At 70.6% G+C, this 21701-nt stretch carries 21 protein-coding genes and 1 tRNA gene; 17 read left to right on the forward strand and 5 right to left on the reverse strand.

The window, feature by feature from the left end; all coding sequences use genetic code 11:
- The first annotated feature begins 318 nt into the window (after window positions 1-318).
- The 7 genes from ACZ7GX_RS13160 to ACZ7GX_RS13190 are packed head-to-tail and all read left to right on the forward strand — an operon-like array spanning window position 319 to window position 5949.
- The gene (locus ACZ7GX_RS13160) at window positions 319-1701 is read left to right on the forward strand and encodes an FtsK/SpoIIIE domain-containing protein (RefSeq protein ID WP_498776585.1); all 1383 of its coding nucleotides are present in this window, start codon (window positions 319-321) and stop codon (window positions 1699-1701) included.
- 32 nt (window positions 1702-1733) lie between these two features.
- A complete protein-coding gene (locus tag ACZ7GX_RS13165) occupies window positions 1734-2204 on the forward strand; it encodes a hypothetical protein (RefSeq protein WP_498776143.1) in 471 nt (156 codons plus the stop codon).
- 10 nt (window positions 2205-2214) lie between these two features.
- Entirely contained in the window at window positions 2215-2490 is a 276-nt protein-coding gene (locus tag ACZ7GX_RS13170; protein ID WP_498776145.1) for a transcriptional regulator, read from the forward strand.
- Entirely contained in the window at window positions 2465-3232 is a 768-nt protein-coding gene (locus ACZ7GX_RS13175) for a hypothetical protein (protein WP_498776147.1), read from the forward strand. Before ACZ7GX_RS13170 ends, ACZ7GX_RS13175 begins: the two co-directional genes overlap by 26 nt.
- A gap of 19 nt (window positions 3233-3251) precedes the next feature.
- Window positions 3252-4598 (forward strand): replication initiator, encoded by a 1347-nt coding sequence (locus ACZ7GX_RS13180; RefSeq protein ID WP_498776151.1) that lies wholly within the window; start codon window positions 3252-3254, stop codon window positions 4596-4598.
- Window positions 4595-4774 carry a helix-turn-helix domain-containing protein gene (locus tag ACZ7GX_RS13185; protein ID WP_360791443.1) on the forward strand — a complete coding sequence of 60 codons (180 nt, stop codon included), beginning with the start codon at window positions 4595-4597 and terminating at the stop codon, window positions 4772-4774. The genes ACZ7GX_RS13180 and ACZ7GX_RS13185 overlap by 4 nt, the downstream gene beginning before the upstream one ends.
- A 14-nt stretch (window positions 4775-4788) precedes the next feature.
- Complete coding sequence (locus tag ACZ7GX_RS13190) at window positions 4789-5949, forward strand: tyrosine-type recombinase/integrase (protein ID WP_498776155.1); 1161 nt, start codon at window positions 4789-4791, stop codon at window positions 5947-5949.
- A 53-nt stretch (window positions 5950-6002) separates the two neighbouring features.
- Here the strand turns inward: ACZ7GX_RS13190 and ACZ7GX_RS13195 are convergent.
- A tRNA-Lys gene (locus ACZ7GX_RS13195) sits at window positions 6003-6078 on the reverse strand.
- A gap of 148 nt (window positions 6079-6226) precedes the next feature.
- Here ACZ7GX_RS13195 and ACZ7GX_RS13200 point away from each other — a divergent pair.
- Complete coding sequence (locus ACZ7GX_RS13200; RefSeq protein WP_498776587.1) at window positions 6227-7093, forward strand: exodeoxyribonuclease III; 867 nt, start codon at window positions 6227-6229, stop codon at window positions 7091-7093.
- Here ACZ7GX_RS13200 and ACZ7GX_RS13205 read toward each other — a convergent pair.
- Window positions 7090-8106 (reverse strand): FAD-dependent monooxygenase, encoded by a 1017-nt coding sequence (locus tag ACZ7GX_RS13205; protein ID WP_498776157.1) that lies wholly within the window; start codon window positions 8104-8106, stop codon window positions 7090-7092. The genes ACZ7GX_RS13200 and ACZ7GX_RS13205 overlap by 4 nt on opposite strands.
- A 57-nt stretch (window positions 8107-8163) precedes the next feature.
- On the opposite strand from ACZ7GX_RS13205, the gene ACZ7GX_RS13210 reads away from it, so the two are divergent.
- The 4 genes from ACZ7GX_RS13210 to ACZ7GX_RS13225 all read left to right on the forward strand — a co-directional run bounded on the left by ACZ7GX_RS13210 (window position 8164) and on the right by ACZ7GX_RS13225 (window position 16200).
- The gene (locus ACZ7GX_RS13210; RefSeq protein ID WP_498776161.1) at window positions 8164-8709 is read left to right on the forward strand and encodes a TetR/AcrR family transcriptional regulator; all 546 of its coding nucleotides are present in this window, start codon (window positions 8164-8166) and stop codon (window positions 8707-8709) included.
- Between the two features lie 80 nt (window positions 8710-8789).
- The gene (locus tag ACZ7GX_RS13215; RefSeq protein ID WP_498776163.1) at window positions 8790-9371 is read left to right on the forward strand and encodes a hypothetical protein; all 582 of its coding nucleotides are present in this window, start codon (window positions 8790-8792) and stop codon (window positions 9369-9371) included.
- The gene (locus ACZ7GX_RS13220; RefSeq protein WP_498776165.1) at window positions 9371-11368 is read left to right on the forward strand and encodes a flotillin family protein; all 1998 of its coding nucleotides are present in this window, start codon (window positions 9371-9373) and stop codon (window positions 11366-11368) included. Before ACZ7GX_RS13215 ends, ACZ7GX_RS13220 begins: the two co-directional genes overlap by 1 nt.
- Complete coding sequence (locus ACZ7GX_RS13225; RefSeq protein WP_498776168.1) at window positions 11365-16200, forward strand: DNA repair ATPase; 4836 nt, start codon at window positions 11365-11367, stop codon at window positions 16198-16200. Before ACZ7GX_RS13220 ends, ACZ7GX_RS13225 begins: the two co-directional genes overlap by 4 nt.
- A 57-nt stretch (window positions 16201-16257) precedes the next feature.
- Here ACZ7GX_RS13225 and ACZ7GX_RS13230 read toward each other — a convergent pair whose 3' ends face one another.
- Window positions 16258-16776, reverse strand: a complete 519-nt coding sequence (locus tag ACZ7GX_RS13230; protein ID WP_498776170.1) for an excalibur calcium-binding domain-containing protein — start codon at window positions 16774-16776, stop codon at window positions 16258-16260.
- Window positions 16777-16904: 128 nt separating this feature from the next.
- Between ACZ7GX_RS13230 and ACZ7GX_RS13235 the strand changes: the two genes are divergently transcribed.
- From ACZ7GX_RS13235 to ACZ7GX_RS13245, 3 genes are all read left to right on the forward strand, one after another.
- Complete coding sequence (locus ACZ7GX_RS13235) at window positions 16905-17741, forward strand: oxygenase MpaB family protein (protein WP_498776173.1); 837 nt, start codon at window positions 16905-16907, stop codon at window positions 17739-17741.
- A gap of 165 nt (window positions 17742-17906) precedes the next feature.
- Window positions 17907-18734 carry a glutamate ABC transporter substrate-binding protein gene (locus tag ACZ7GX_RS13240; RefSeq protein ID WP_498776177.1) on the forward strand — a complete coding sequence of 276 codons (828 nt, stop codon included), beginning with the start codon at window positions 17907-17909 and terminating at the stop codon, window positions 18732-18734.
- Window positions 18735-18947: 213 nt separating this feature from the next.
- Complete coding sequence (locus ACZ7GX_RS13245) at window positions 18948-19151, forward strand: cold-shock protein (protein ID WP_015105489.1); 204 nt, start codon at window positions 18948-18950, stop codon at window positions 19149-19151.
- A gap of 130 nt (window positions 19152-19281) precedes the next feature.
- On the opposite strand, the gene ACZ7GX_RS13250 is transcribed toward ACZ7GX_RS13245, so the two are convergent.
- Together ACZ7GX_RS13250 and ACZ7GX_RS13255 are read right to left on the reverse strand one after the other, a co-directional pair.
- Window positions 19282-19521: a hypothetical protein gene (locus ACZ7GX_RS13250; protein ID WP_498776179.1), complete on the reverse strand. Its 240-nt coding sequence runs from the start codon at window positions 19519-19521 to the stop codon at window positions 19282-19284.
- Between the two features lie 336 nt (window positions 19522-19857).
- On the reverse strand, window positions 19858-20268 hold the full coding sequence (locus tag ACZ7GX_RS13255) for a hypothetical protein (protein WP_498776181.1): 411 nt from the start codon (window positions 20266-20268) through the stop codon (window positions 19858-19860).
- A 164-nt stretch (window positions 20269-20432) separates the two neighbouring features.
- Here ACZ7GX_RS13255 and ACZ7GX_RS13260 point away from each other — a divergent pair, with 164 nt between their 5' ends.
- Complete coding sequence (locus ACZ7GX_RS13260) at window positions 20433-20678, forward strand: hypothetical protein (protein WP_123745109.1); 246 nt, start codon at window positions 20433-20435, stop codon at window positions 20676-20678.
- Between the two features lie 159 nt (window positions 20679-20837).
- Window positions 20838-21584 (forward strand): SCO6745 family protein, encoded by a 747-nt coding sequence (locus tag ACZ7GX_RS13265; protein ID WP_498776183.1) that lies wholly within the window; start codon window positions 20838-20840, stop codon window positions 21582-21584.
- Window positions 21585-21701: the final 117 nt, after the last annotated feature.

The following is a 21701-nucleotide window of genomic DNA, read 5'->3' on the forward strand; positions in this document are numbered from 1 at the left end:
GAAGCTCCTCAAACGCCCCCACCACGTCACGAAGCGCCATGCCGGCCCGCCCCACCTGCACATCTTCACCAACACCGCCTAACTAAACGGCATTGGTATCGGCGGGAGGGGTTCAAGAGCCAGCACAACACGTTCGTGCGGTCGGTCGCGGTTCTGCGGACCTCGTTGTCCTACTCGCGTTCGCAGCTCGAACCGCCGTCCGTTCGTCGGCGTCGGCGGGGCAGTCCGCGCAAGTAGCGCATCTCCATGTCACGGCAACGGCCGATCACTGCTTCCCGGTGGTCGGCCGTTGCCGTGCCTGACAGAAGGGAACGAAGTATGTCGCACACGGCTACGGGCGCGGCTCGTCGTTCAGTTGGGTGGGAGTTCCGCACGGCGCGGTGGTTCGTCCGCCATCCCGGTGCGGTGGTTGGTCCGGGCGCGCTCGGAGCCTCGGCGGTCGAGTTCGGGCCTGAGGCGACCGGTGGCGTTGTCGGCGGCCTGGCGGTGGGCACGGCGGTTTGGTACCGGGCGCATCCGGACACGTTCGACACGTGGGCCGCGCCGGTGCTGCGGGCGTGGCGGCGTCGGTGGGCCGGTGCCTACACCGGTCGCCGTTGGGTGAACCTGATGGGCTCCTGCGGCTTGACCACTGTGCACTACCGGACCGGGGAAGTCCTGGTGCCGCGCGTGCTGCGGGTGCGGTCCTGGTCCCCGTCCATTGACGTGGTGCGGGTGCGGTTGGTGCCCGGTCAGGCGTTGCGGGCGTTCACGGCGGTGTTGCCGGAGCTGGCGGCGACGCTCAAGGCCGAACGGGTCGCGGTCGAGCAAGGCAAGCCCGGTGAGGTCGTGCTGATCGTCCAGCGAGATGAGCCGTTCGACCGGGTCATCCCTGCACCTGCCATGCCGGAGTCTTCGGACGCCGTCGACCTGCGGTCGCTGTGCCTGGGGGAGACGGAGCTGGGCGGGGAGTGGCGTGAGCCGCTGACCGGGACGCATCACCTGACGGCCGGTGCCACCGGTGCGGGCAAGAACTCGGTCGTCATGGCGAAGCTGCGGGCCGTCGCACCCATGATCCGTGACGGACTGGTGCGGCCGTGGGTGTGTGACCCGAAGTTGTTCGAGTTCGTGGCGCTCAAGCCGATCCTCGATGGCCGGTACGCGGACAGCCCGGAGGACTGCGCCGAGTTGATCGAGCGATTCGTCGACAACATGCAGCGGAAGCAGAAGCGGTTGCAGCGCAAGGGGAAGCGTTCGGTTCCGGTGTCGCGTGAGCATCCGGTGGACTGGCTGATCCTCGATGAGGTCGGCTTCCTGATGTCCTACAACTCTGAGTACGCACACGAGATCACCAACGCCTGCGCCGTCATCTCCTCCATGGGCCGCGCCACCAACGACGTGTTGGACGTGTACGTACAGGAGCCGTCCAAGGACGTGCTCCCGATCCGCGACCTGCTCCCGCACCGGGTCTGCCTGCGCGTGACCTCCGAGCGGCACCCGGACATGGTGCTCGGCGAGGGTGCCCGTGAACGTGGCGCGATCGCCGACGAGATCCCAGCCGACCCCTCCAGCGCCGGTATCGGCTACCGCGTCGACCCGCGTTCCCGCACTCCCCGCCGGGTACGCGCGGCCTACACCGGCGACCACGAGATTGACGAGCTGGTCGCGTTCGTCAAGGCGGGTCCGGCTGACTCCGGGTCGGGCCTGCGCGTCGTCGCCTGACCTCATCACCTACTGACTTATGGAGCTTCGCCATGCCTTCAGATAGCTCTCGTTCGCTCGACCGGATCATCCGCACGCTGCGGTCGTTCATGCGGTCCACGGGCCTGCCGCGCCCGGACCGGGTGTTCATTTCGACCGTGACCCGTTCGGTTCAGGTCGAGTTCGACTCCGGCACCGCGCCTGACCGATTGGGCTCGCTGCTGCTGTGGGTGACCCGCCTGGACGGTGTGGCGCTTACCTGGTCCCTGTATGCGGATCGCACCCTGATCGTGAAGGCCGCAGCCCGGAACGCGGCGGGCTTGAGGTTCGATCTGACCGCCCTGGCGGCCGTCTCGGACTTCGATGGAGTCCCCGGTCGTGGCGGCTCGGTGGTTCTCGCCGGGACGTTCCACCTGACGCACTCGGTGGTCGAGCCGGTCACATTCGAAGAGGTCGCCCGCCTGGTCCACCTCGGCCGCGCGGTGGCAGCTCGTCGCCGCGTGGCCGGGGCAACGGCTGCGTGAGCGGGCGACCATGCCGCACACGATCAAGTTACGGCGCGACGTGTTCGCCAAAGCCGCTCGGCTTGCCGGTTTCCGGTCGGCGTACGCCCTCGCCAAGGCAATGGACGTCAACCGCTCCACGGTGGCCCGCGTGCTGACCGGCGAATTACAGCCCGGACCCGCGTTCATCGCTGGGGCGCTGCTGGCGCTCGCCCCGATGGAGTTTCACGACCTGTTCGACGTCGTCCTGGACCAGCGGCGGAGCCCTGAGGAGGTGAGCCGTGTTCCGCAAGCACAGGACCGATGACCAGGGCGAAACGCGCACCGTGCAGAAGCTGCGCGCCCGTCTCGCCGAGTCCCACCAGCTGCACGACCTGACCTCGGATCCTCTCCTGCACGCCGTCCGGCTGGAGCGCTTCCGCGTCTCCGTCACCCGGTCCATGTGGTTCTTCCTCGCGCTGGGCCTGGGCTTCACCACCACCGGAGTGCACGAGTTCCTAGCCGGACACCTGACGCCAGTCGACGCCCTGTGGTGGGGCGCATGGCTGGTCGAACCGGCCTTGGCGGGCATCCTCGTCACGCTGCTGCGCTGGGAAGCCGAGATGCTGACCCACGGCCTGGCCGTCGACGCCGCCCCGGTCCTCTGGCTCAAACGGCTTCTGCTCGGCGCAACCCTGATCACCAACGTGTGGTCACCACTGCGCCCGCCGTCCGGCCAGGTCGAGTACGGCGTGGTCTTCCTTCACATCGTCGTGCCGCTGGTCGTGTTCCTGATTGCCGAAGTCATGCCGGTCATCCAGCACCGCTGCAACGCCGCCCGTGACCGCGTGATGGCCACTGCGGTACCCATGCCAACCACCGGCGCTACGGCCCTCAGCGCGCCGCGTCCGGCGCTCAAGCTCCCGCCCCACCTGCAAGCCGTCCTCGGCACCAAAGCCGCTGAAGTCCGCCAACAGGGCCGCGCGATCACTCCGGCCGACGTGCAGGCCGCGGTGAACGTGCCCGACGCCTTCGCGGTCCAGCTCGCCGACCAGCTCAACGCTGCCTGACTACGGAAAGGAGGAGCCTTTGGTCCTCGCACTCGAAGATCGCATCGCCGACCGGGTCCAACGGGCCGACTACCGGGACTGGCGCGACAAGGTCACCGCCACCGGCGGATGCCTCGCACCGATCCGCCTGTTCGGAGCCTGGCAACTCCACAACCTCGACAGCACCAAAGTCCTCGCCCACCTCGGCGGCGACGTCATGGTCCCCTGCGGCAACCGCCGCGCCTCCGTCTGCCCCTCGTGCTCCGACCGGTACGCGGCCGACGCCTTCCACCTCATGCGCGCGGGCCTGTCCGGTGGCAGCAAAGGTGTACCGGAGACTGTCGCCGAGAAGCCGCGCGTGTTCGCCACCCTGACCGCCCCGTCCTTCGGCGCGGTTCACAACCGGCGTGAGACCGGCGGCGGCAAGGTACGACCGTGTACGGGGTGCGGAGCCTTTCACCATCCCGATGACCCTCGCATCGGCGGTGCGGTCGACCCGGACACCTATGACTACGTCGGTGCGGTGCTGTGGCAGGCGCACGCGGGCAAGCTGTGGCACCGGTTCACGATCGCGCTGCGGCGGGCGCTGGCTCGTGCTGCTGGGCTCACGGTGCGGGCTTTCAAGGACCATGCGCGGCTTTCGTACGCCAAGGTCGCCGAGTACCAGCGGCGCGGCCTGGTCCACTTCCACGCCGTCATCCGCATCGACGGACCCGACGGCTCACACGACCCGGCGCCCTCGTGGGCGACCGTGGACCTGGTCGACCACGCGGTTCGGGCTGCGGCTCGCTCCGTGGTGGTCGAGTCCTTCCGGCCCGATGGCACGGTGATCGACCTGGTTTGGGGTGAACAGGTCGACGTGCGCCCCATCCGGGCTGCCTCGGCGCACCAGGTCGAGGACGACGCCGGGGCGGTCAGTGACGGCAAGCTCGCCGCCTACGTCGCCAAGTACGCGACCAAGGGCACAGGAGCGCGTGACACGCCTGACCGGCCGATCCGGTCGCAGCTCGATATCGATCACCTGAGGGTCTCCGACCACCACCGACGCATGATCCAGACCGCCTGGGACCTCGGTGACCTGCACTTCTACGACGAACTGAACCTGCGGAAGTGGGCTCACATGCTCGCCTTCCGGGGCCACTTCCTGACCAAGTCCAAGCACTACTCGACCACCTTCAAGCGCATTCGCGAGGACCGGTGGGCCTTCCGGGCGGCGGAAACCCTCGAACGGCTCGGCCTGGCCGCCGAAGAGGTGATCGTCGTCAACGACTGGGCCTATGCGGGCTCCGGCTACGCCAACGACGCAGAGCGCGAACTGGCCTCCGGCATCGCCGAACGCCTCCGCGCACAACGCCAACGCCAATACACAGAGGAGGACGCAGCGTGAACGAAATCTGGGACATCGAGCAGGTGGCGGCCTACCTCCGCATCCCGGTCAACACCATCTACCAGTGGCGGACCCGGAAGTACGGCCCTCCCGGCCGACGGGTCGGCAAGCACCTGCGCTTCAACGCCGCCGACGTCAAGGCGTGGTTCGAGTCGCTGCCGACCGAGGCGGCCTGATGGGCAGAAGACCGATGCCGGTCGGCACCTACGGGAAGATCAGGGTCGAGACCCTCGGGCCGAAGCGGTACCGGGCTCGTTGTCGGTACCGAGACTTCAACGGCAAGGTCTACGACGTCGAGCGCATGGGCACCAGCCGCACGAACGCCGAGAACAACCTCAAGGCGGCTATCCGTGACTGGGTGACACCCGTCGCGGGGGCGACCGTCACAGCAAGCACCAAGTTCCGCGACGTTGCCGCGAGGTGGCTGGCCGAGCTGGTTCGCGACGCCGAACGGGAGTTCCGCTCCTGGGGCACGGTGGACACGTACCGCAACCGGCTCGAAGGGCTCGTGCTCCCGGCCGTGGGTGACCTGCGGATGAACGAGTTGTCCACGCCGATCCTCGACGCCCTGTGCAAGAAGGTCCGGGACAACTCCAGCGCAAGTTCGGCGAAGACGGTCAGGGCCGTGCTGAGCGGCGTCTGTGCCTACGCGGTGCGGCATGGGGCGCTTGAGGCCAACCCGGCGCGGGAGATCACCCGTCTGGAGAGCAAGCGGGCGAAGAACCGGCCGCAGAAGTCGCGGGCGCTGACCGCCGCCGAAGTGCTCGATCTGCTCAAGAAGCTGGACCAGGACGAGCGGGCCGTGAAGGACGATCTGCCGGACCTGGTCCGGTTCTTCCTGAGCACAGGAGAGCGGACCGGCGAGGCGTTGGGCGCGCACTGGCCGGACTTCAACGAAGAGGCACGAGAGCTGGCAATGTCCGGGAACGTCATCCGGGCCCGTGGGCGGGGCAGGATCGTGAATCGGGGCAAGACGGAGAACGCCGAACGACCGATTCCGCTCCCGGACTGGTGCGTGGCCATGCTCGTGGAAAGGCGCTCGGAGGCGGCCGACCTCGACGGTCCGATCTTCCCCAGTTCGACCGGAACGATCCGTGAGGCAACCAACGTCCGCAATCGCGCGTGGAAGCCGTTCATCGCCCGAGCGGGCTACGAATGGGTGACTTTCCGAACCTTTCGGAGGACCGTCGCGACACTGCTCGATGAGGCCGGCTTGACGGCGAGGCAGATCGCCGACCTGCTCGGTCACTCCCGGCCGTCGATGACGCAGGACGTGTACATGGGCCGCCGGTCACCCGGTCGTGCGGTGGCGGACGCGCTCGGGGCGGTCATCCGGGTAAGTGAGGGGTAAATGGGGGCTTCGAGGTTGCTCGGCCCCCGACAGATCGTCGTGACCTGCGAGTCTGGTGGGCCGCCAGGGACTCGAACCCTGAACCCGAAGATTAAAAGTCTCCTGCTCTGCCAATTGAGCTAGCAGCCCGTGGCCGACAGCTTACCGAGACCGGGGCTCCCGGTGAGCGAGGTGGTCGACCGGGTGGTGTGGGTGGCGTCACGTTCGGTCGCACGGCGTACGGAGCAGTGCAGGTCAGGGGGTTGACGCTGCGTCCCGGAGGCGCATGCGGACTACGGTGGGGGTCGTGCGGGTGGCTACTTGGAACGTGAACTCGGTCAAGCAGCGGGTGCCGCGGTTGTTGCCGTGGCTCGACCAGAGGCAGCCCGATGTCGTCTGCCTGCAGGAGACGAAACTCGCGGACGACGCGTTCGCGGCCCTGCTCGGTGACGAGTTGTCCGCCCGCGGCTACGAGGTGGCGGCGCACGGCGAGAGCCGGTGGAACGGCGTGGCGATCCTGTCGAGGGTCGGGCTGGACGACGTGGTCGACGGGCTCGCGGACGGGCCCGGGTTTCCGCACCCCGAGGCGCGGGCGGTGGCGGCCACCTGCGGTGGGGTGCGGGTGCACTCCGTCTACGTGCCCAACGGGCGGACGCCGGACTCCGACCACTACCACTACAAGCTGGCCTGGCTGGCGGCGTTGCGGGACGTGGTGGCGGCCGGGCCGGCGGACGCCCTGGTCTGCGGCGACGTCAACATCGCGCCCACCGACGCGGACGTGTTCGACCCGGCGGCCTACGTCGGCCACACGCACGTGACCGGGCCCGAGCGGGAGGCGCTGGCGGCGCTGCGGGCGGTCGGGCTGCACGACGTGGTCCGCGACCGGTGGCCGGACGAACGCGTCTTCACCTACTGGGACTACCGCGCCGGCATGTTCCACCAGGACCTCGGCATGCGCATCGACCTCGTCCTGGCGTCCGGCCCGGTCGCCGCACGGGTCGAGGCCGCCTGGGTCGACCGGCACGCCCGCAAGGGCACCGGGCCGAGCGACCACGCCCCCGTGATCGTCGACCTGGACGAGGCGCCCGACGGCGACATCGGCCCGGTCGTGCCGCCGCCGTCCGCGCCGCGCACCCGCAAGTCGGTGAAGCTCCCGCAGTCCTAGCCCGCCAACTCGTCGGGCTCCAGGTCCGCGCTCCACGACGGCTGCGGCGCCAAGGCCAGCGCCACCCGCAGACCCGCGTCGCGCACCCCGGTGAACCGGCGCATCCGGGCCAGCCGGTTGAGCTGGAGCGACCGCGCGGCCAGCCGTTGCGTCACCCGGCGGCGCTCCGAGTCGTACCGACGCAACCCCGCGTCGACGTCGTCACCCGCCAGGCACTCCGCCAGCACGACGCCGTCGACGATCGCCTGGCACGCGCCCTGCCCGAGGTCCGGTGTCATGGCGTGCGCGGCGTCACCGAGCAGCGCCACCCGCCCGGAGACGTAGCTCGGCAACGGCGACAGGAACAGCAGCTCGTGCCGCAGCACGTCGGTGGCCGAGGCGAGCACGCGCGGGATCGGGTCGTGCCAGTCCGCGAACAACGAGAGGTCGGGCCCCATCGCGTACCAGTTGGTGCGCCCGTCGGCCTGCGGCGTGAGGCCGAACTTGCCGCCACGGCCCCACGTCTCACCGCCCGCGTCGACCGGGACGTCCACCGTGCCGCGCCACCCGACCGCCCCCGACCGGCGGACCGACGCGTCGAACAGCTCGCCGCGCACCGCGCTGTGGATGCCGTCCGCCCCGATGACGACGTCGTACCCGGCGCAGTCCGCCAAGCCCGCCGCCGTGCCGAACCGGACCACCCCGTCCGGCAACGCCCCCGCGAGCACGCCCAGCAACGCCGGCCGGGTGAGCAGGTGCACCGAGCTCGCCGCGATGGTCCCGATCACCGTCCCGTCCGGCTTGCGCACCACCCCGTCCGCCTGCCGCCGCCCGACCCGCCGGGCCGCGTCGCCCACCCCCAGCCGGTCCAACGCCGCGAACGCGTCGGGCCAGATCCCGAGCCCCGTGCCGACGTCGGGCAACGCCGCCGAGCGCTCGAAGACGTCCACCGCCCACCCGTGCCGTCGCATCCCGATGGCCGCGGCCAGGCCGCCGACCCCTCCACCGATCACCGCTGCGCGCCGAAGTCCCATGCGGCACACCGTACTACAGCTGTAGTGATCAACACTACGGGTGTAGTGTCCGTGCCGATGACCAGGCAACAGCAGGTACTCGACGCCGCGATCCGCGTCCTCGGCACGGGCGGCATGCGCCAGCTCACCCACCGCGCCGTCGACACCGAAGCCGGCCTGCCGCAGGGCTCGACGTCCAACCACTTCCGCACCCGCGACGCGTTGATCGGCGCCGTCCTGGGCCGCCTGCTCGAACACGAGACCGCGCTGTGGGCGAGCGTGGCCGGCGACGTCACCACCCCCGAGGCCCTCGCCGACGCCGTCGGCGCCCTGGTCGAGCGACTGGCCGAGGACCGCGTCCTCACGCTCGCCCGCCACGCGCTGTTCGTCGAAGTCGCCCAACGCACCGAACTGCGCGGCCACGTGGACCGGGCCCACCGCGAGATCGGGTCCTGGGCGCTACCCCTGATCGCCGGCCTCGGCTCGACGAACCCTCCCGCCGACCTGGCGCTGCTCCTCGCCGTGATCGACGGTCTGCTGGCCAACGAGCTGGCGAACCCGAGCCCTCGCTTCGATCCCACCGCGGCGCTGCGCACGGTCCTCCGGGGGATGCTCGTGCACTGACCGGGGTGGTCCGACCGCGTTGCGTCATTCCCCTCAGTTCTCCGCCGAAAACGGGTTAGGGTCCCGCGAAAGGGGGGTACATGGGGGAGTTCTTCGCGGCATCGCTGGGATTCCCGGTGGCCGTGCTCAGCGTCCTGCTGGTGATCGTGGTGGCCTACTGGCTGCTCGTCGCCTTCGGCGCGGCGGACGCGGACTGGGTCGAGCTGGACATCGGCGGCGTGCCCGCGACCCTCGGCATCTCCTTGCTGATCGCGGTGTCCTGGTTCGCCTGCCTGTCCGGCGTCGTCCTCCTCGAACCGGCCTCGGTGCTCGCGGGCACCGGCGTGCTCGGCGGGTCGCTCGCCGTCGGCCTGGTGCTGACCCGGCTGGCGATGACGCCGTTGAAGCGGCTGTTCCCGGCCGACCCGCCCGCGTCGCGCCTGGACTTCATCGGTCGCACCTGCGTCATCCGCACGGGCCGCGTGACCCAGACGTTCGGCCAGGCGGAGGTCACCGCCGCGGACGGCTCCTCGGCCGTCGTGCAGGTGCGCCAACCGGGCGCGGACGCGCTCACCGCGGGCACCACCGCACTCATCTTCGACTACGACGTGGACGGCGAGTTCTTCTGGGTCGCGTCCCTCGAAATCGGACACGACCCGACTCTCACACGGGGGGACCACTGATGGACGTCATCACCACCGGCTTCGGCATTCTCGTCGCCGTCGTCCTGGTCGTCGTCATCGGCCTGCTGATCCTGATCAGCCGCCTGTTCCGCAAGATCGACCAAGGCAAGGCGCTGATCATCTCCAAGGTGCGCAAGGTGGACGTCACGTTCACCGGCGCCGTGGTGCTGCCGGTGCTGCACCGCGCGGAGATCATGGACATCTCGGTGAAGACCATCGAGATCCGCCGCGCCGGGCAGGAAGGCCTGATCTGCCAGGACAACATCCGCGCCGACATCCGGATCACGTTCTTCGTGCGGGTCAACAAGACCGTCGAGGACGTCATCAAGGTCGCCCAGGCCATCGGCACCGCGCGGGCGAGCGACGAGCAGACGCTCCAGGAGCTGTTCAACGCCAAGTTCTCCGAGGCGTTGAAGACGGTCGGCAAGCAGCTCGACTTCATCGACCTCTACACCAAGCGCGACGAGTTCCGCGACCGGATCATCCAGGTCATCGGCACCGACCTCAACGGCTACAGCCTCGAGGACGCGGCGATCGACTACCTCGAGCAGACGCCGATGGCGCAGCTCAACCCGTCGAACATCCTCGACGCGCAGGGCATCCGCAAGATCACCGAGCTGACCGCGATCGAGCACGTGCGGACCAACGAGTTCACCCGGCACGAGGAGAAGGAGATCACGCGCCAGAACGTCGAGGCGCGCGAGGCGATCCTGGAGCTGGAGCGCCGCCAGGCGGACGCGGAGATCAAGCAGAAGCGCGAAGTGGAGACGATGCGGGCCCGCGAGGAGGCGGAGATCGCCAAGGTGCAGGCCGAGGAGCGCCTCAAGTCGAACACCGCGCACATCCGCACGGACGAGCAGCTGGGCATCCAGAGCGAGAACAAGGCGCGCGAGATCGCGGTGGCGGAGAAGAACCGCGAGCGCGTGATCGCGATCGAGACCGAGCGCATCGAGAAGGACCGGATGCTGGAGGTCATCGGCCGGGAGCGGGAGACCGAGCTGTCCCGCATCGCCGCGGACAAGGAGCTGGAGGCCGAGAAGCGGTCCATCGCCGAGGTGGTGCGCGAGCGCATCGCGGTGGAGAAGACCGTGGCCGAGCAGGAGGAGATCATCAAGCGGCTGCGCGCGGTCGAGGAGGCCGAGCGGCACCGCCAGACCGTGGTGATCCGGGCCGAGGCCGAGGCGCAGGAGGGCCTGGTCAAGGACATCAAGGCGGCCGAGGCCGCGGAGCAGGCCGCGAAGTTCAAGGCCCGCGAGGAACTGCTGCTCGCCGAGACGCGGCAGCAGGCCGCCGAGCTGGACACCCGCGCCATGATCCGGCTCGCCGAGGGCAAGCAGGCGGAGGCGGCCGCGGTTGGCCTCGCCGACGTGCAGGTGCGCGAGCGCGACGCGGAGGCGATCGAGAAGGTCGGCCGCGCCGAGGCCGTGGTGGGCAAGGAGAAGGCGCTGGTCGAGGCGCTCGCGATCCGCGAGAAGCTGAAGGGCGAGGCCGAGGGCCTGGCCGACAAGGCGGGCGCGATGGCCGCGCTGGACGACGCCACCCGCGAGCACGAGGAGTACCGGCTGCGGCTGGAGACGGAGAAGGAAGTCCGGCTCGCCGGGATCGATGTGCAGCGGCAGGTGGCCGAGTCGCAGGCGCTGGTGCTGGCGGCGGGCCTGGAGAAGGCCGACATCGACATCGTCGGCGGCGACAGCATGTTCTTCGACCGGATCGTCGGCGCCATCACGATGGGCAAGCAGGTCGACGGGTTCGTGGAGCACTCCGACGTCGCGCAGACCCTCGCCGGGCCGTGGCTGAACGGGACGGCGAGCTTCACCGACGACATCGGCAGGCTGCTCGGCTCGATCAGCACCGGTGACGTGAAGAACCTGACGGTGTCCGCGCTGCTGCTCAAGCTCATCAACTCCGGTGGGCCCGACGAGGGCAAGCTGCGCGAGCTGCTGGCCGCCGCGCAGCGCCTGGGCGTGGCCGAGCGGCCGGTCGCCTCGCTGTCGTGACCGCGCCAGTGGAGGCGTCGCCGGCGCCGGTGACGTTGGAGGCGGGCACCTACGAGGTGCTGCGGGCCCGGCTGGCCGAGCAGGCGGCCGGGCTCGCCCGCCGGGCGCAAGCGCTCAACGCGCGCCGGCTGGAGGCGTTCGGCAGCGCCGAGCTGACGTTGCTCGGCACCGAGCGCATCCGCACCGAGCACAACTGCGTGCCGCGCGACGTGGTGCAGGTGGCCGGGCTGATGCTGTTCGGCTACAACGTCTTCATCGGCCTCAAGCCGGAGACGACGGTCGACGACGTGTTCTCGCTGCACCGCTTCACCCGCGACGGCGACGCGTTCCGGTTCGAGGACGCGGGTGACGACGAGCTGCCCGGCCTGCTGCGCGACCCGCGGTTCGAGCGCGACTTCGCCGAGCTGTACCGGTACTACCGCGACACCAGGCTGATCCAGCTGCGCCGGGTCGAGGGCCGGTTGCTCGCGGTGTTCCAGACCGGCGCCCGCATCGGGGACATCCGGGTGCTGCGCTGGCAGGTCGGCGTCGACGGCACGGTCGAGTACCTGGACAACCGGGGCGAGCGCGACCACGTGTTCCCGCCCTCGCACGACTTCGAGTGGGTCGTGACCGGCCGCGAGCACCACGTGCTCGGCAGGCACCCGCACATCTCGATCGAGGACGAGGTGTTCGTCGAGACCATCGGCGGCGACCTCACGATCAAGGTGGAGAACAACACCGAGACCGGCGAGGGCGTCTACACCGAGCCGGTGGACGAGCCGCTGCAGTCGCTGGCCGACGGCGAGGTGCAGTACGCGCGGGTCGGCTCGCTGATCCTGCTGCGCATCCGCCCGTACAACGAGACCGCGTGGCGTCACCTGGTGTTCAACACGCGCACCCGGTCCGTGGTGCGGCTCGACGGCATCGGCCAGGCGTGCCAGCGGCTGCCCGAGGACCAGGGCCTGATCTTCCCGGGCGGCTACTACCTGGCCACGGGCGTGAACAAGACCTTCGACACCCCGGTGGACGAGCTGGAGTTCGAGCGGGTCATCCGCTCCACCAACGGCGAGGACGTGCTCTACGTCTTCCACGCCCGCCGCGACGGCCGGTCGCTGCTGCTGCCGTACAACGTGATCCGCAAGGAAGTGGCGAACCCGCTGTCGTGCCACGGGTACTCGCTGTTCGACGACGGCACGCTGGTCGTCTTCCGCGCGATGAGCGACGAGCCGACCCGCGTGCACCCCATGCAGGTGTGGCAGACGCCGTACGTGTCCGACGCCTACGCCGCCGCGCAGCCGGTCGGCACGGGACCGCTGGAGCGGGTCGGGAACGCCGACCTGGTGCGCGGCATCTCCGACTGCCTGTCGGTGAGCCGGATGGTCGGCGAGATGGCGCCGTCCGTGCCGGTGTTCGAGGACCTGATCTCCTCGTGCACCAGGGTGTTCGACGCCTACCACTGGCTGGGCGACGCGGAGCTGGAGGACCTGCGCACGCCGTTGACGCAGGTCCGGGCGACGGCCGAGCAGGTGCTGGACGAGTTCGAGGCCGTGCAGGAGCTGACCGACCAGGCGGCGACGGCGGTGGCCGAGGCGGACGCGGGGATCGCGTCGATCCTGCGCCGGGTGCGCGGCGAGGTGCCGACGACCGCCGACGCCTGGGTGCGGCAGCTGGCCGACCTGCGGCAGGCGCAGGGGCACCTGGTGACGTTGAAGGAGATGCGGTACGCCGACGTGGCGCGCATCGACGCCCTGGTGTCGTCGCTGGACGACGAGCTGGGCGGCACGGCGCGGCGCGCGGTCGAGCACCTGCGGCGCGACGACGCGTTCACCGGCTACCACGAGCAGGTCGAAGCGCTGGTCGGCGCGGCGGACGCGATCGGCACGGTCGCCGAGGCCGAGCCGGTGGTCGAGGAGCTGGCGCAGCGGCAGCGCGGCCTGGAGGTGCTGACCGAGGTCGTCGGCTCGCTCGACATCGCCGACGCCACCGTGCGCACGTCGATCCTGGAGCGCATCGGCGAGGTGCTCGGCGGGCTGAACCGGGCACGGGCCACTGTGGACGGTCGCAGGCGCGCCCTGCTGGCCACCGAGGGCCGGGCCGAGTTCGCCGCCGAGTTCGCGCTGCTCGGCCAGGCGATCACCGGCGCGCTGGCGGTGGCGGACACGCCGCAGCGGTGCGACGAGCAGCTGGGCCGGCTGCTGCTGCAGCTGGAGAACCTGGAGTCGCGGTTCGGCGAGTTCGACGACTTCCTGACCCGGCTCGGCGACAAGCGGACCGACGTCTACGAGGCGTTCTCCTCGCGCAAGCAGGCGTTGCTGGACGACCGGGCCCGGCGCGCCGACCGGCTCGCCTCCTCCGCCGACCGGATCCTCGTCAGCGTCACGAGGCGGGTGGCGTCACTGGGGTCGTTGGACGAGGTCAACACGTACTTCGCGTCCGACCCGATGGTGGCGAAGGTCCGCTCGGTGGCCGAGGAGCTGCGCTCGCTCGGCGACCAGGTGCGGGCCGAGGAGCTGGACGGCCGGGTGCTGGCCGCGCGGCAGGAGGCGGGCCGCTCGCTGCGCGACCGGCTGGACCTGTTCGACGGCGAGACGATCCGGCTCGGCAGGCACCGGTTCGCGGTGAACACCCAGCCGGTGGACCTGACCCTGGTGCCGAAGGACGGCGAGCTCGCGTTCGCCATCACCGGCACCGACTTCCGCTCGCCCGTGCGCGATCCCGCGTTCGCGGACACCAGGCCGTTCTGGGACCAGCTGCTGGTGTCGGAGACGGCCGAGGTGTACCGGGCCGAGCACCTGGCCACCTCGATCCTGGCCACGCACCCGTTGGACGGGCTGCACGCCGCCGTCACCGAGGACCGGTTGCCCGACCTCGTGCGGCAGGTGGCGGAGTCGCGGTTGGACGAGGGCTACGAGCGCGGCGTGCACGACCACGACGCGGCGCGGATCCTCGACGTGGTGCTGCGGCTGCACGCGGGCGCGGGCGTGCTCCGGTACCCGCCGTCCGCGCGTGCGGCGGCGCAGCTGTTCTGGGCTTCGGCGGACGAGGCCGACCGGGCCCTGTTCGAGCGGCGTGCGGCGTCGCTGGGCCGGGCGCGGGCGGCGTTCGGGCACACGGCGGCGATCGACGAGCTGTGCGCCGAGCTGTCCGAGGCGGCCGGTGACCCGTTGGCGGGCGAGTACCTCTTCGAGGAGCTGTGCAGCGCGCCGTTCGGGTTCGCGACGAGCGCCGGAGCGCGCGCTCTGGTGGACGCGTTCCACCGGGCGCTGGGCGGGCGCAAGGAGTTCGACGAAGACCTGCGCGCGGTCGGCGACCTGGACGTGCGGCGGCGGTTGGTGCAGGGCTGGTACGAGGCGTTCCTCGGCGGCCGCGTCGAACCCGACCTGCCAGAGGCGGTGGCGCTGGAGCTGTGCCGGGACCTGCCGCGGCACGAGTCGTCTGCGCAGCTGACGGCCACCGCGGACGGCCTGCTCGGCACGCACCCGCGGATCGCCGACCGCGCGCTGGAGATCCGGCTGGACGAGCTGCTGACCCGCACGCGCCGGTTCCGCGAGGAGCGCGTGCCCGCCTACCGGGCCTACCAGCGCCGGCGCAACGAGGTCGTGGCCGCCGAGCGCGCGCGCCTGCGCCTGGACGAGTTCCAGCCGAAGGTGATGAGCGCGTTCGTGCGCAACCGGTTGCTGGACGAGGTGTACCTGCCCCTGATCGGCGACAACCTGGCCAAGCAGCTCGGCGCGGCGGGCGACGGCAAGCGCACCGACCAGATGGGCCTGCTGCTGCTCATCTCACCGCCCGGCTACGGCAAGACGACGTTGATGGAGTACGTGGCCAACCGGCTCGGGCTGGTGTTCGTCAAGGTCAACGGCCCGTCGCTGGGCCACGACGTGACGTCGGTCGACCCGGCGGACGCGCCGAACGCCACCGCGCGGCAGGAGGTCGAGAAGATCTCGTTCGCGCTGGAGGCGGGCAACAACGTGCTGCTGTACCTGGACGACATCCAGCACACGTCGCCGGAGCTGCTGCAGAAGTTCATCTCGCTGTGCGACGCGCAGCGGCGGATGGAAGGCGTGTGGGACGGCGGCACGCGCACCTACGACCTGCGCGGCAAGCGGTTCGCGGTGTGCATGGCCGGCAACCCCTACACCGAGTCGGGGCAGCGGTTCCGGATCCCCGACATGCTCGCCAACCGCGCCGACGTGTGGAACCTGGGCGACGTGCTGTCCGGGCGCGAGGACCTGTTCGCGTTGAGCTACATCGAGAACGCGCTGACGTCGAACCCGGTGCTCGCGCCGCTGTCCACCCGCGACCGCGGTGACGTGGAGCTGCTCGTGCGGATGGCGCGCGGCGAGGACGTGCGGGCCGACCGGCTCGCGCACCCGTACTCGTCGGTCGAGCTGGAGCAGGTGCTTTCGGTGCTGCGCAAGCTGGTGCGCGTGCAGGAGGTCGTGCTGGCGAACAACCAGGCCTACATCGCCTCGGCCGCCCAGTCCGACGCCTCGCGCGTCGAGCCGCCGTTCCAGCTCCAGGGCTCCTACCGGAACATGAACAAGCTGGCGGAGAAGGTCGTGCCGGTGATGAACGACGCCGAGCTGGCCGCCGTGATCGACGACCACTACGCGGGCGAGGCCCAGACGCTGACCTCGGGCGCCGAGGCGAACCTGCTGAAGCTGGCCGAACTGCGCGGCACCCTGACGCCGGCCCAGGCCACCCGCTGGTCGGAGGTCAAGCAGTCCTACGTCCGCGCCCAAGCCCTGGGAGGCTCCACCGACGACCCGACCACCCGCACGGTCGGCGCCCTCTCGCTCCTGACGGACCGCGTCGGCACCGCCCTCGACCGCCTGGCCGACCGCTGAACGCGCGTGTCCCACGTCCAGGTCCCTTGAGTTCAACGCCCAGGTCGGCGCGGACCGTCAGTCGGCACGTTCGCAGGCGATGCCGTCCCGGTCCCGGTCGAGGTAGTGGCGGTCCCAGCCGATGACCTCGATCCGCGTGATGCCCTGCTCGTACAGCCACTCGCACGGCCGCGACACACCGCGCGGGAACCGCCACGGCACGCACGGGCCGTCGGTCACGTACGAGTGGTCGCAGTTGTCGCCCCACGACGGACGCGTGGACGTCGTGCTCGACGTCGTGCTGGACGACGGAGGCGGCTCGGACGTCGTCGTCACGGGGACGGTGCTGACCGTGGTGATCGGCGGCGCGGGCCGCTGCGCGGGCGGCGGGACCACCACGGGGACCGTCGTCGGCCGCGCGATCTCCAGCGTGGTCGTGTAAGTGGCGCTGAGCACACCGGGCTCCACCGGGCTCAGGTGCACCTGGCGCGCGTCGACCGGTCGGGGCTCGTTCACCGTGAGCGCCAGCGTCACGAGAGCGCCGGTCGCCAGTAACAGCGCCACGCCGGCGAAGGCGACACTCCTGCCACTGCTCATCCCAACACCCGTTCCAGGCTCCACGGTGTCACGTGGAATCGTCCACGCCGCGGAAGGCGTTACGCCCCAGCCTGTTCCGGCAGGTCGCGAGGGGTGACGAGAACGGCCTGGCGTGACACGATCGGGTGGTGGACGTCGGGATGCTCGGACCGGGAACCGTCACCTGGCAGCTGCACGCCGACCCCGCGATGTGGGTCGCCGGCATCACCAGCCTCTACCTCCAGGCGCTGCACCCGCGCGCCGTCGCGGCCGTCGTGCAGAACTCCACCTTCCAGCAGGACCCGCTCGGCCGCCTCCTGCGGACCGCGGACTTCGTCGGCACGGTCAGCTACGGCTCCACCGAAGAGGTCGAACGGGCCGCGGCACGCGTCCGGGGCGTGCACCGCACCCTGCGCGCGAAGGACGCCACCGGCAAGAGCTTCCGCATCGACGACCCCGAACTGCTGCTCTGGGTGCACTGCGCCGAGGTGCACAGCTTCCTCACCGTCCTGCGGCGCGCCGGCTACCGCCTCACCGACGCCCAGGCCGACCGCTACTACACCGAGCAACGCCGCACCGCCGCCCTCGTCGGCCTGCACGAGGACGAGGTGCCCGGCAGCGCCGCGGAGATGGCCGACTACTTCGCCGCCACGCTGCCCGAGCTGAAGCGCACGTCGGACTCCGAAGTCGTGTACCGGTTCCTGCACCGCCCGCCCCTGGACGGCGTGCTGCGGCTCAGCCTGGACGCCTACGAGCCGCTGCTCGGCCACCTCGCGTACTCCGTGCTGCCGCCGTGGGCCATCGCCCTGCACGGCCACCGCTCGTACGCCGAACCCGCCGCCACGGCCTTGCTGCGGGCCGTCCGGGCCGCCGCGCTCATGGTGCCCGCGCCGATCCGCTGGGGCGTGCCCGAAGGCCACGTGAACAAAGCGATACGGCGGCTCGGCCTGCGGGTTGCGCCCCGGCGCGCGCTCCTCCCGTCCTAGCCAGGAGTAGGCGGACTCACAGCGCCGATTGCTCCGTACGGCGTAGTGGCATGGACCACTGCGACTTTTATCGCATCTAGAGGACCGCTCGGTTTGCTTAGCATGGCCAACGTCCGGCGCGTCGATCCGCGCCGCTTCCCGAGCACCCCGAGAGGTTCGCACCTCATGCTGTTCCGACGACTGCTGCCCGCGACCGCCCTGGTCACGGCCCTCTCCCTGATCGCCGCGTGCGGCGGCGCGAGCGACGACACCCTGGCCGGCAAGGCCGACGACGGCGAGCTGACCATCGGCATCCGGTTCGACCAGCCGGGCCTCGGTCAGCGCAGGCTCGACGGCAAGTTCGTCGGCTTCGACGTGGACGTCGCCAAGTACGTCGCCGCCCAGCTCGGCGTCGACGAATCCGGCATCACCTGGCGCGAAGCGCGCTCCGCCGACCGCGAGAAGCTGATCGAGAACGGCGAGGTGGACTTCGTCGTCGCCACCTACTCGATCACCGACAAGCGCAAGGAGCACGTGTCCTTCGCCGGCCCGTACTTCGAGACCGGCCAGGGCGTGCTCGTCCGCTTCAGCGACGACGAGATCAGCGGCCCCGAGACGCTCAACGGCAAGAAGCTGTGCTCGGTCACCGGCTCGACGTCCGCGCAGAAGGTGAAGGAGCAGTTCGCCCAGGACGTGCAGCTGGTGGAGTACGGCCAGTACTCCGACTGCGTCGTCGCCCTGCTCGCGGCCAACGTCGACGCGGTCACCACCGACGAGGTGATCCTCGCCGGGTACGTGGCGGAGAACCCCGAGCTGCTCAAGCTGGTCGGCACCCCGTTCACCACCGAGCGCTACGGCATCGGCCTGGCCAAGGACGACGCCAAGGGCCGGTCGGACGTCAGCGCGGCCATCGAGAAGATGGTCGGCTCCGGCGAGTGGCGGTCCGCGTTGGAGCGCAACATCGGGCAGGCCGACGTGCAGCTGCCGGAACCACCCAAGGTGACGGAGAAGTAGCTGTCCGGTGGACCAATGACTTCGGGGGTGTAGTGCTGGGCGTCACCAACCGATACGCTCAGCCACGCAGGCCGTGGTTTCTGTGTTCGTGTCTCACGCTCGCGGAACGACACGCGGGCGTGCCGTCCCCACCCTGAGCGGTGGGGGAAACGCCCCGGGACGGCCGGGGCTGCACGGTGCAGCCCCAAGCTTTCCTGCGATGGAGGCAGGTACATGGCACTGGGCACTGTCAAGTGGTTCAACTCCGAGAAGGGCTTCGGCTTCATCGCCCAGGAGAACGGCGGGCCGGACGTCTTCGTGCACTACTCGGAAATCCAGGGCCAGGGGTTCCGCACCCTGGAGGAGAACCAGCGGGTCGAGTTCGAGATCGGCCAGGGCACCAAGGGTCCGCAGGCCCAGAACGTGCGCAAGGTCTGATCGCGGCAGATCGTTTCCGATCCACGTCTTTTCGCACCAACGGCGCAGGCCCCCGACCGGGACGGTCGGGGGCCTGTTCGCGTTCGGGCCCGGCTTCGGGTGCCGGGGCGTTCGGTGTCGGCGGGCGGTGCTAGTAGCCGCGCTGGCGGGCTTCCCACTCCAACCGCTGCATGACCCACTCGGTGGCCAGCGCCTGGGGGGACGTCTGCCGCTCGGCGGCCAGTTCCTTCAGCTGCTCGTTCGCCATCAGCTGGAGGCGGAGCTGGTAGACCTGCGCGGTCCCGAAGCTCGTGCCGGCCGTCGTCTCCGCGTCCGTCGTCTCCGGGGCGAGGGCGGCCAGGTACGACTCCAGCTCCTCGTCGGCGGGCACGGCTTCTTCCTGTTCACGCGCGGGCGGGCGATGCCGGCCCGACTTCGACCGTCCAAGGGATCCAAGAGGCACGGCGACACGATAACGGTTGGATTGCGGAACCGGCGACACTGTGGCCTGGGTCACAGATGTGTGCATGGAGAGGCCCCCGCGCCAGGGGGAGGAACGCGGGGGCCGGAGGGGATCTCCACAGGCGCTGACCGGGGGTGTGTCAGCAATTCGGATTGTTGCACGCGCACGTGGGCCTGGGGAGTGGGTTGGACCGAAATCTTCAGGTAGTCGATGCGTCGAACCCTGTGCTCAGCCCGTTTTCGTCCGTTGGGCGCGCCCGGGGTGCTACCCCTTGGGGGTATCGGACTCGTCCGGTGGCGGCTCGAGGTTGGTGATCTCGCCCTCCAGCCGGTGCACCAGGTCCTCCAGGCCCGCGAGCATCCCGTCGAGCTGCTTCATCTTGTCGCTCATCAGCCGGTCGATGTCCGCCTCGATCGCGGACAGCGACAGGCTGCCGAACAGTTCCTGCGGGTTCGCCGCCGGTGGCGGCCCGGCGGCTGCGGCGGTGTCGGCGTTCTGGGCGGTTTCGGGCTCGGCCGCCGCGGTGGGCTCCGGCGCCGTGGCCTCGGGCTCTGCGGTCTGGGGCTCTGCGGTTTGGGGCTCTGCGGTTTCGGGCTCGCCTGCGGGCGGCGGCGTGGCGGTCGCGTCGTCCGCCACCGCTGGTTCCGGCGTCTGCCCCGGTACCGGTTCAGTCATGGGTTGCACCCTCCTCGTTCGCGACAAGCACATCACGCGCCGCTTGACACCAAGTGGCCTACACGGAAAGTGACGCTGCGTCGCCCCTGAATCACTCTCCGGGGGGCTGCGGTGGTTCGATGGGCTCGCTTAGCCTCGCGCCAACCTCAAGTCGGGGAGGCGTCATGAGCGGGTCTCTAGAAGTGCGTCAGTTCCTGTGGAACCAGGACGAGACGATGTCCAGGCCGGGCGGCGGTGGGGTGCCTGCCCAGCGAACCGGTGAGCCGTCGAGGATCTCGGACGAGCAGGTGCACCGGGCTCGGCTGTCGGTGGCGCGCGGCGCCACCAGCGCCGAGGACTGCCGGTTGCTGCTCGACATGCTCGGGCTGTCGCCGGGCGAGGACGGGGGCGTGCCGCCCGTGCAGCGGTAGGACGCCGAAGTCGCGGCCCCTTCGGGACTCGTCCACGAAGGGGCCGCCGTCACCTGGACACCCTCGAAACCCGGCCTCATCGCGGCGCCGAACCGAAGCCGCGCACTTCGCGCTGCCCGCGCATTGCCGGCCGCCGGAGTTTTGTGACAGTGTTACAAAATGCTCTCCACCGCTCGGCTGACCAGGGAACCGCTGGTCGAGATCGCCGGCTCGTTCATGACCTCGCCCGAACTCGCCGCCCGCGAGGAAGCCGCCGGCCTGCCGCCGCGCACCCTCTACTTCCGCGGCCGCACGGCGGTGCTCGGCAACCCGTCGCCCGGCGTGGTGGCCTCCGTGCTCGGCATCTTCCCCGAGTGGCTGGTCGAGAAGGCGCTCGTGCGCGCGTTCCCCGCCGACCGCGCGATCGAGGCCTACCTCGGCGGGTGCTGGGACTGGTCCCGCAACCACCTCGCCGGGACGCCCGAGCCCGCCCGCTTCGCCGAGCTCGCGTTCGCGGTGGTCGACGGCGTGGAGGCGTCCGCCTTGCCGCTGTTCCGCGGCTGGCGCGAGGCAGCACGTCCCGACGACGGCCCGGCCGCGCTCGGTCACGCCCTGATGGTGCTGCGCGAGCTGCGCGGCGGGCTGCACTTCGCCGCGCTGCGCGCCGTCGGGCTCGACGTGACCCAGGCCGTCGCGCTGGACCCCGGTGGCGGTCGCGGGCGGCTCCTGCGCACGGGGTGGCGCCCGGAGGACGCGGAGGCGCTGCTGGCGTCCGTGGCGGACCGGCCGGACCTCGCGGCGCGGTGGCGGCGGGCCGAGCAGCTGACCGACGACCGGTTCGACGACGCGCTGGCCGTGCTGTCCGACGCGGAACGGGCGGAGTTCGCCGACCGACTGCTCGCCCCGGTGACCCCGACGCGCGGGTGAACCGCCGCGAACGGGGGTGGAATCGCAGGTCAACACCGTGTGCCACCCCCGTTTTGGAGGTGTGGACCCTCGTGCCCTATGCTTACGATGCTTCCACCGGACAGCGTGGAGGGCCTG

It is taken from the genome of Actinosynnema sp. NPDC037264 (genome assembly GCF_055603705.1).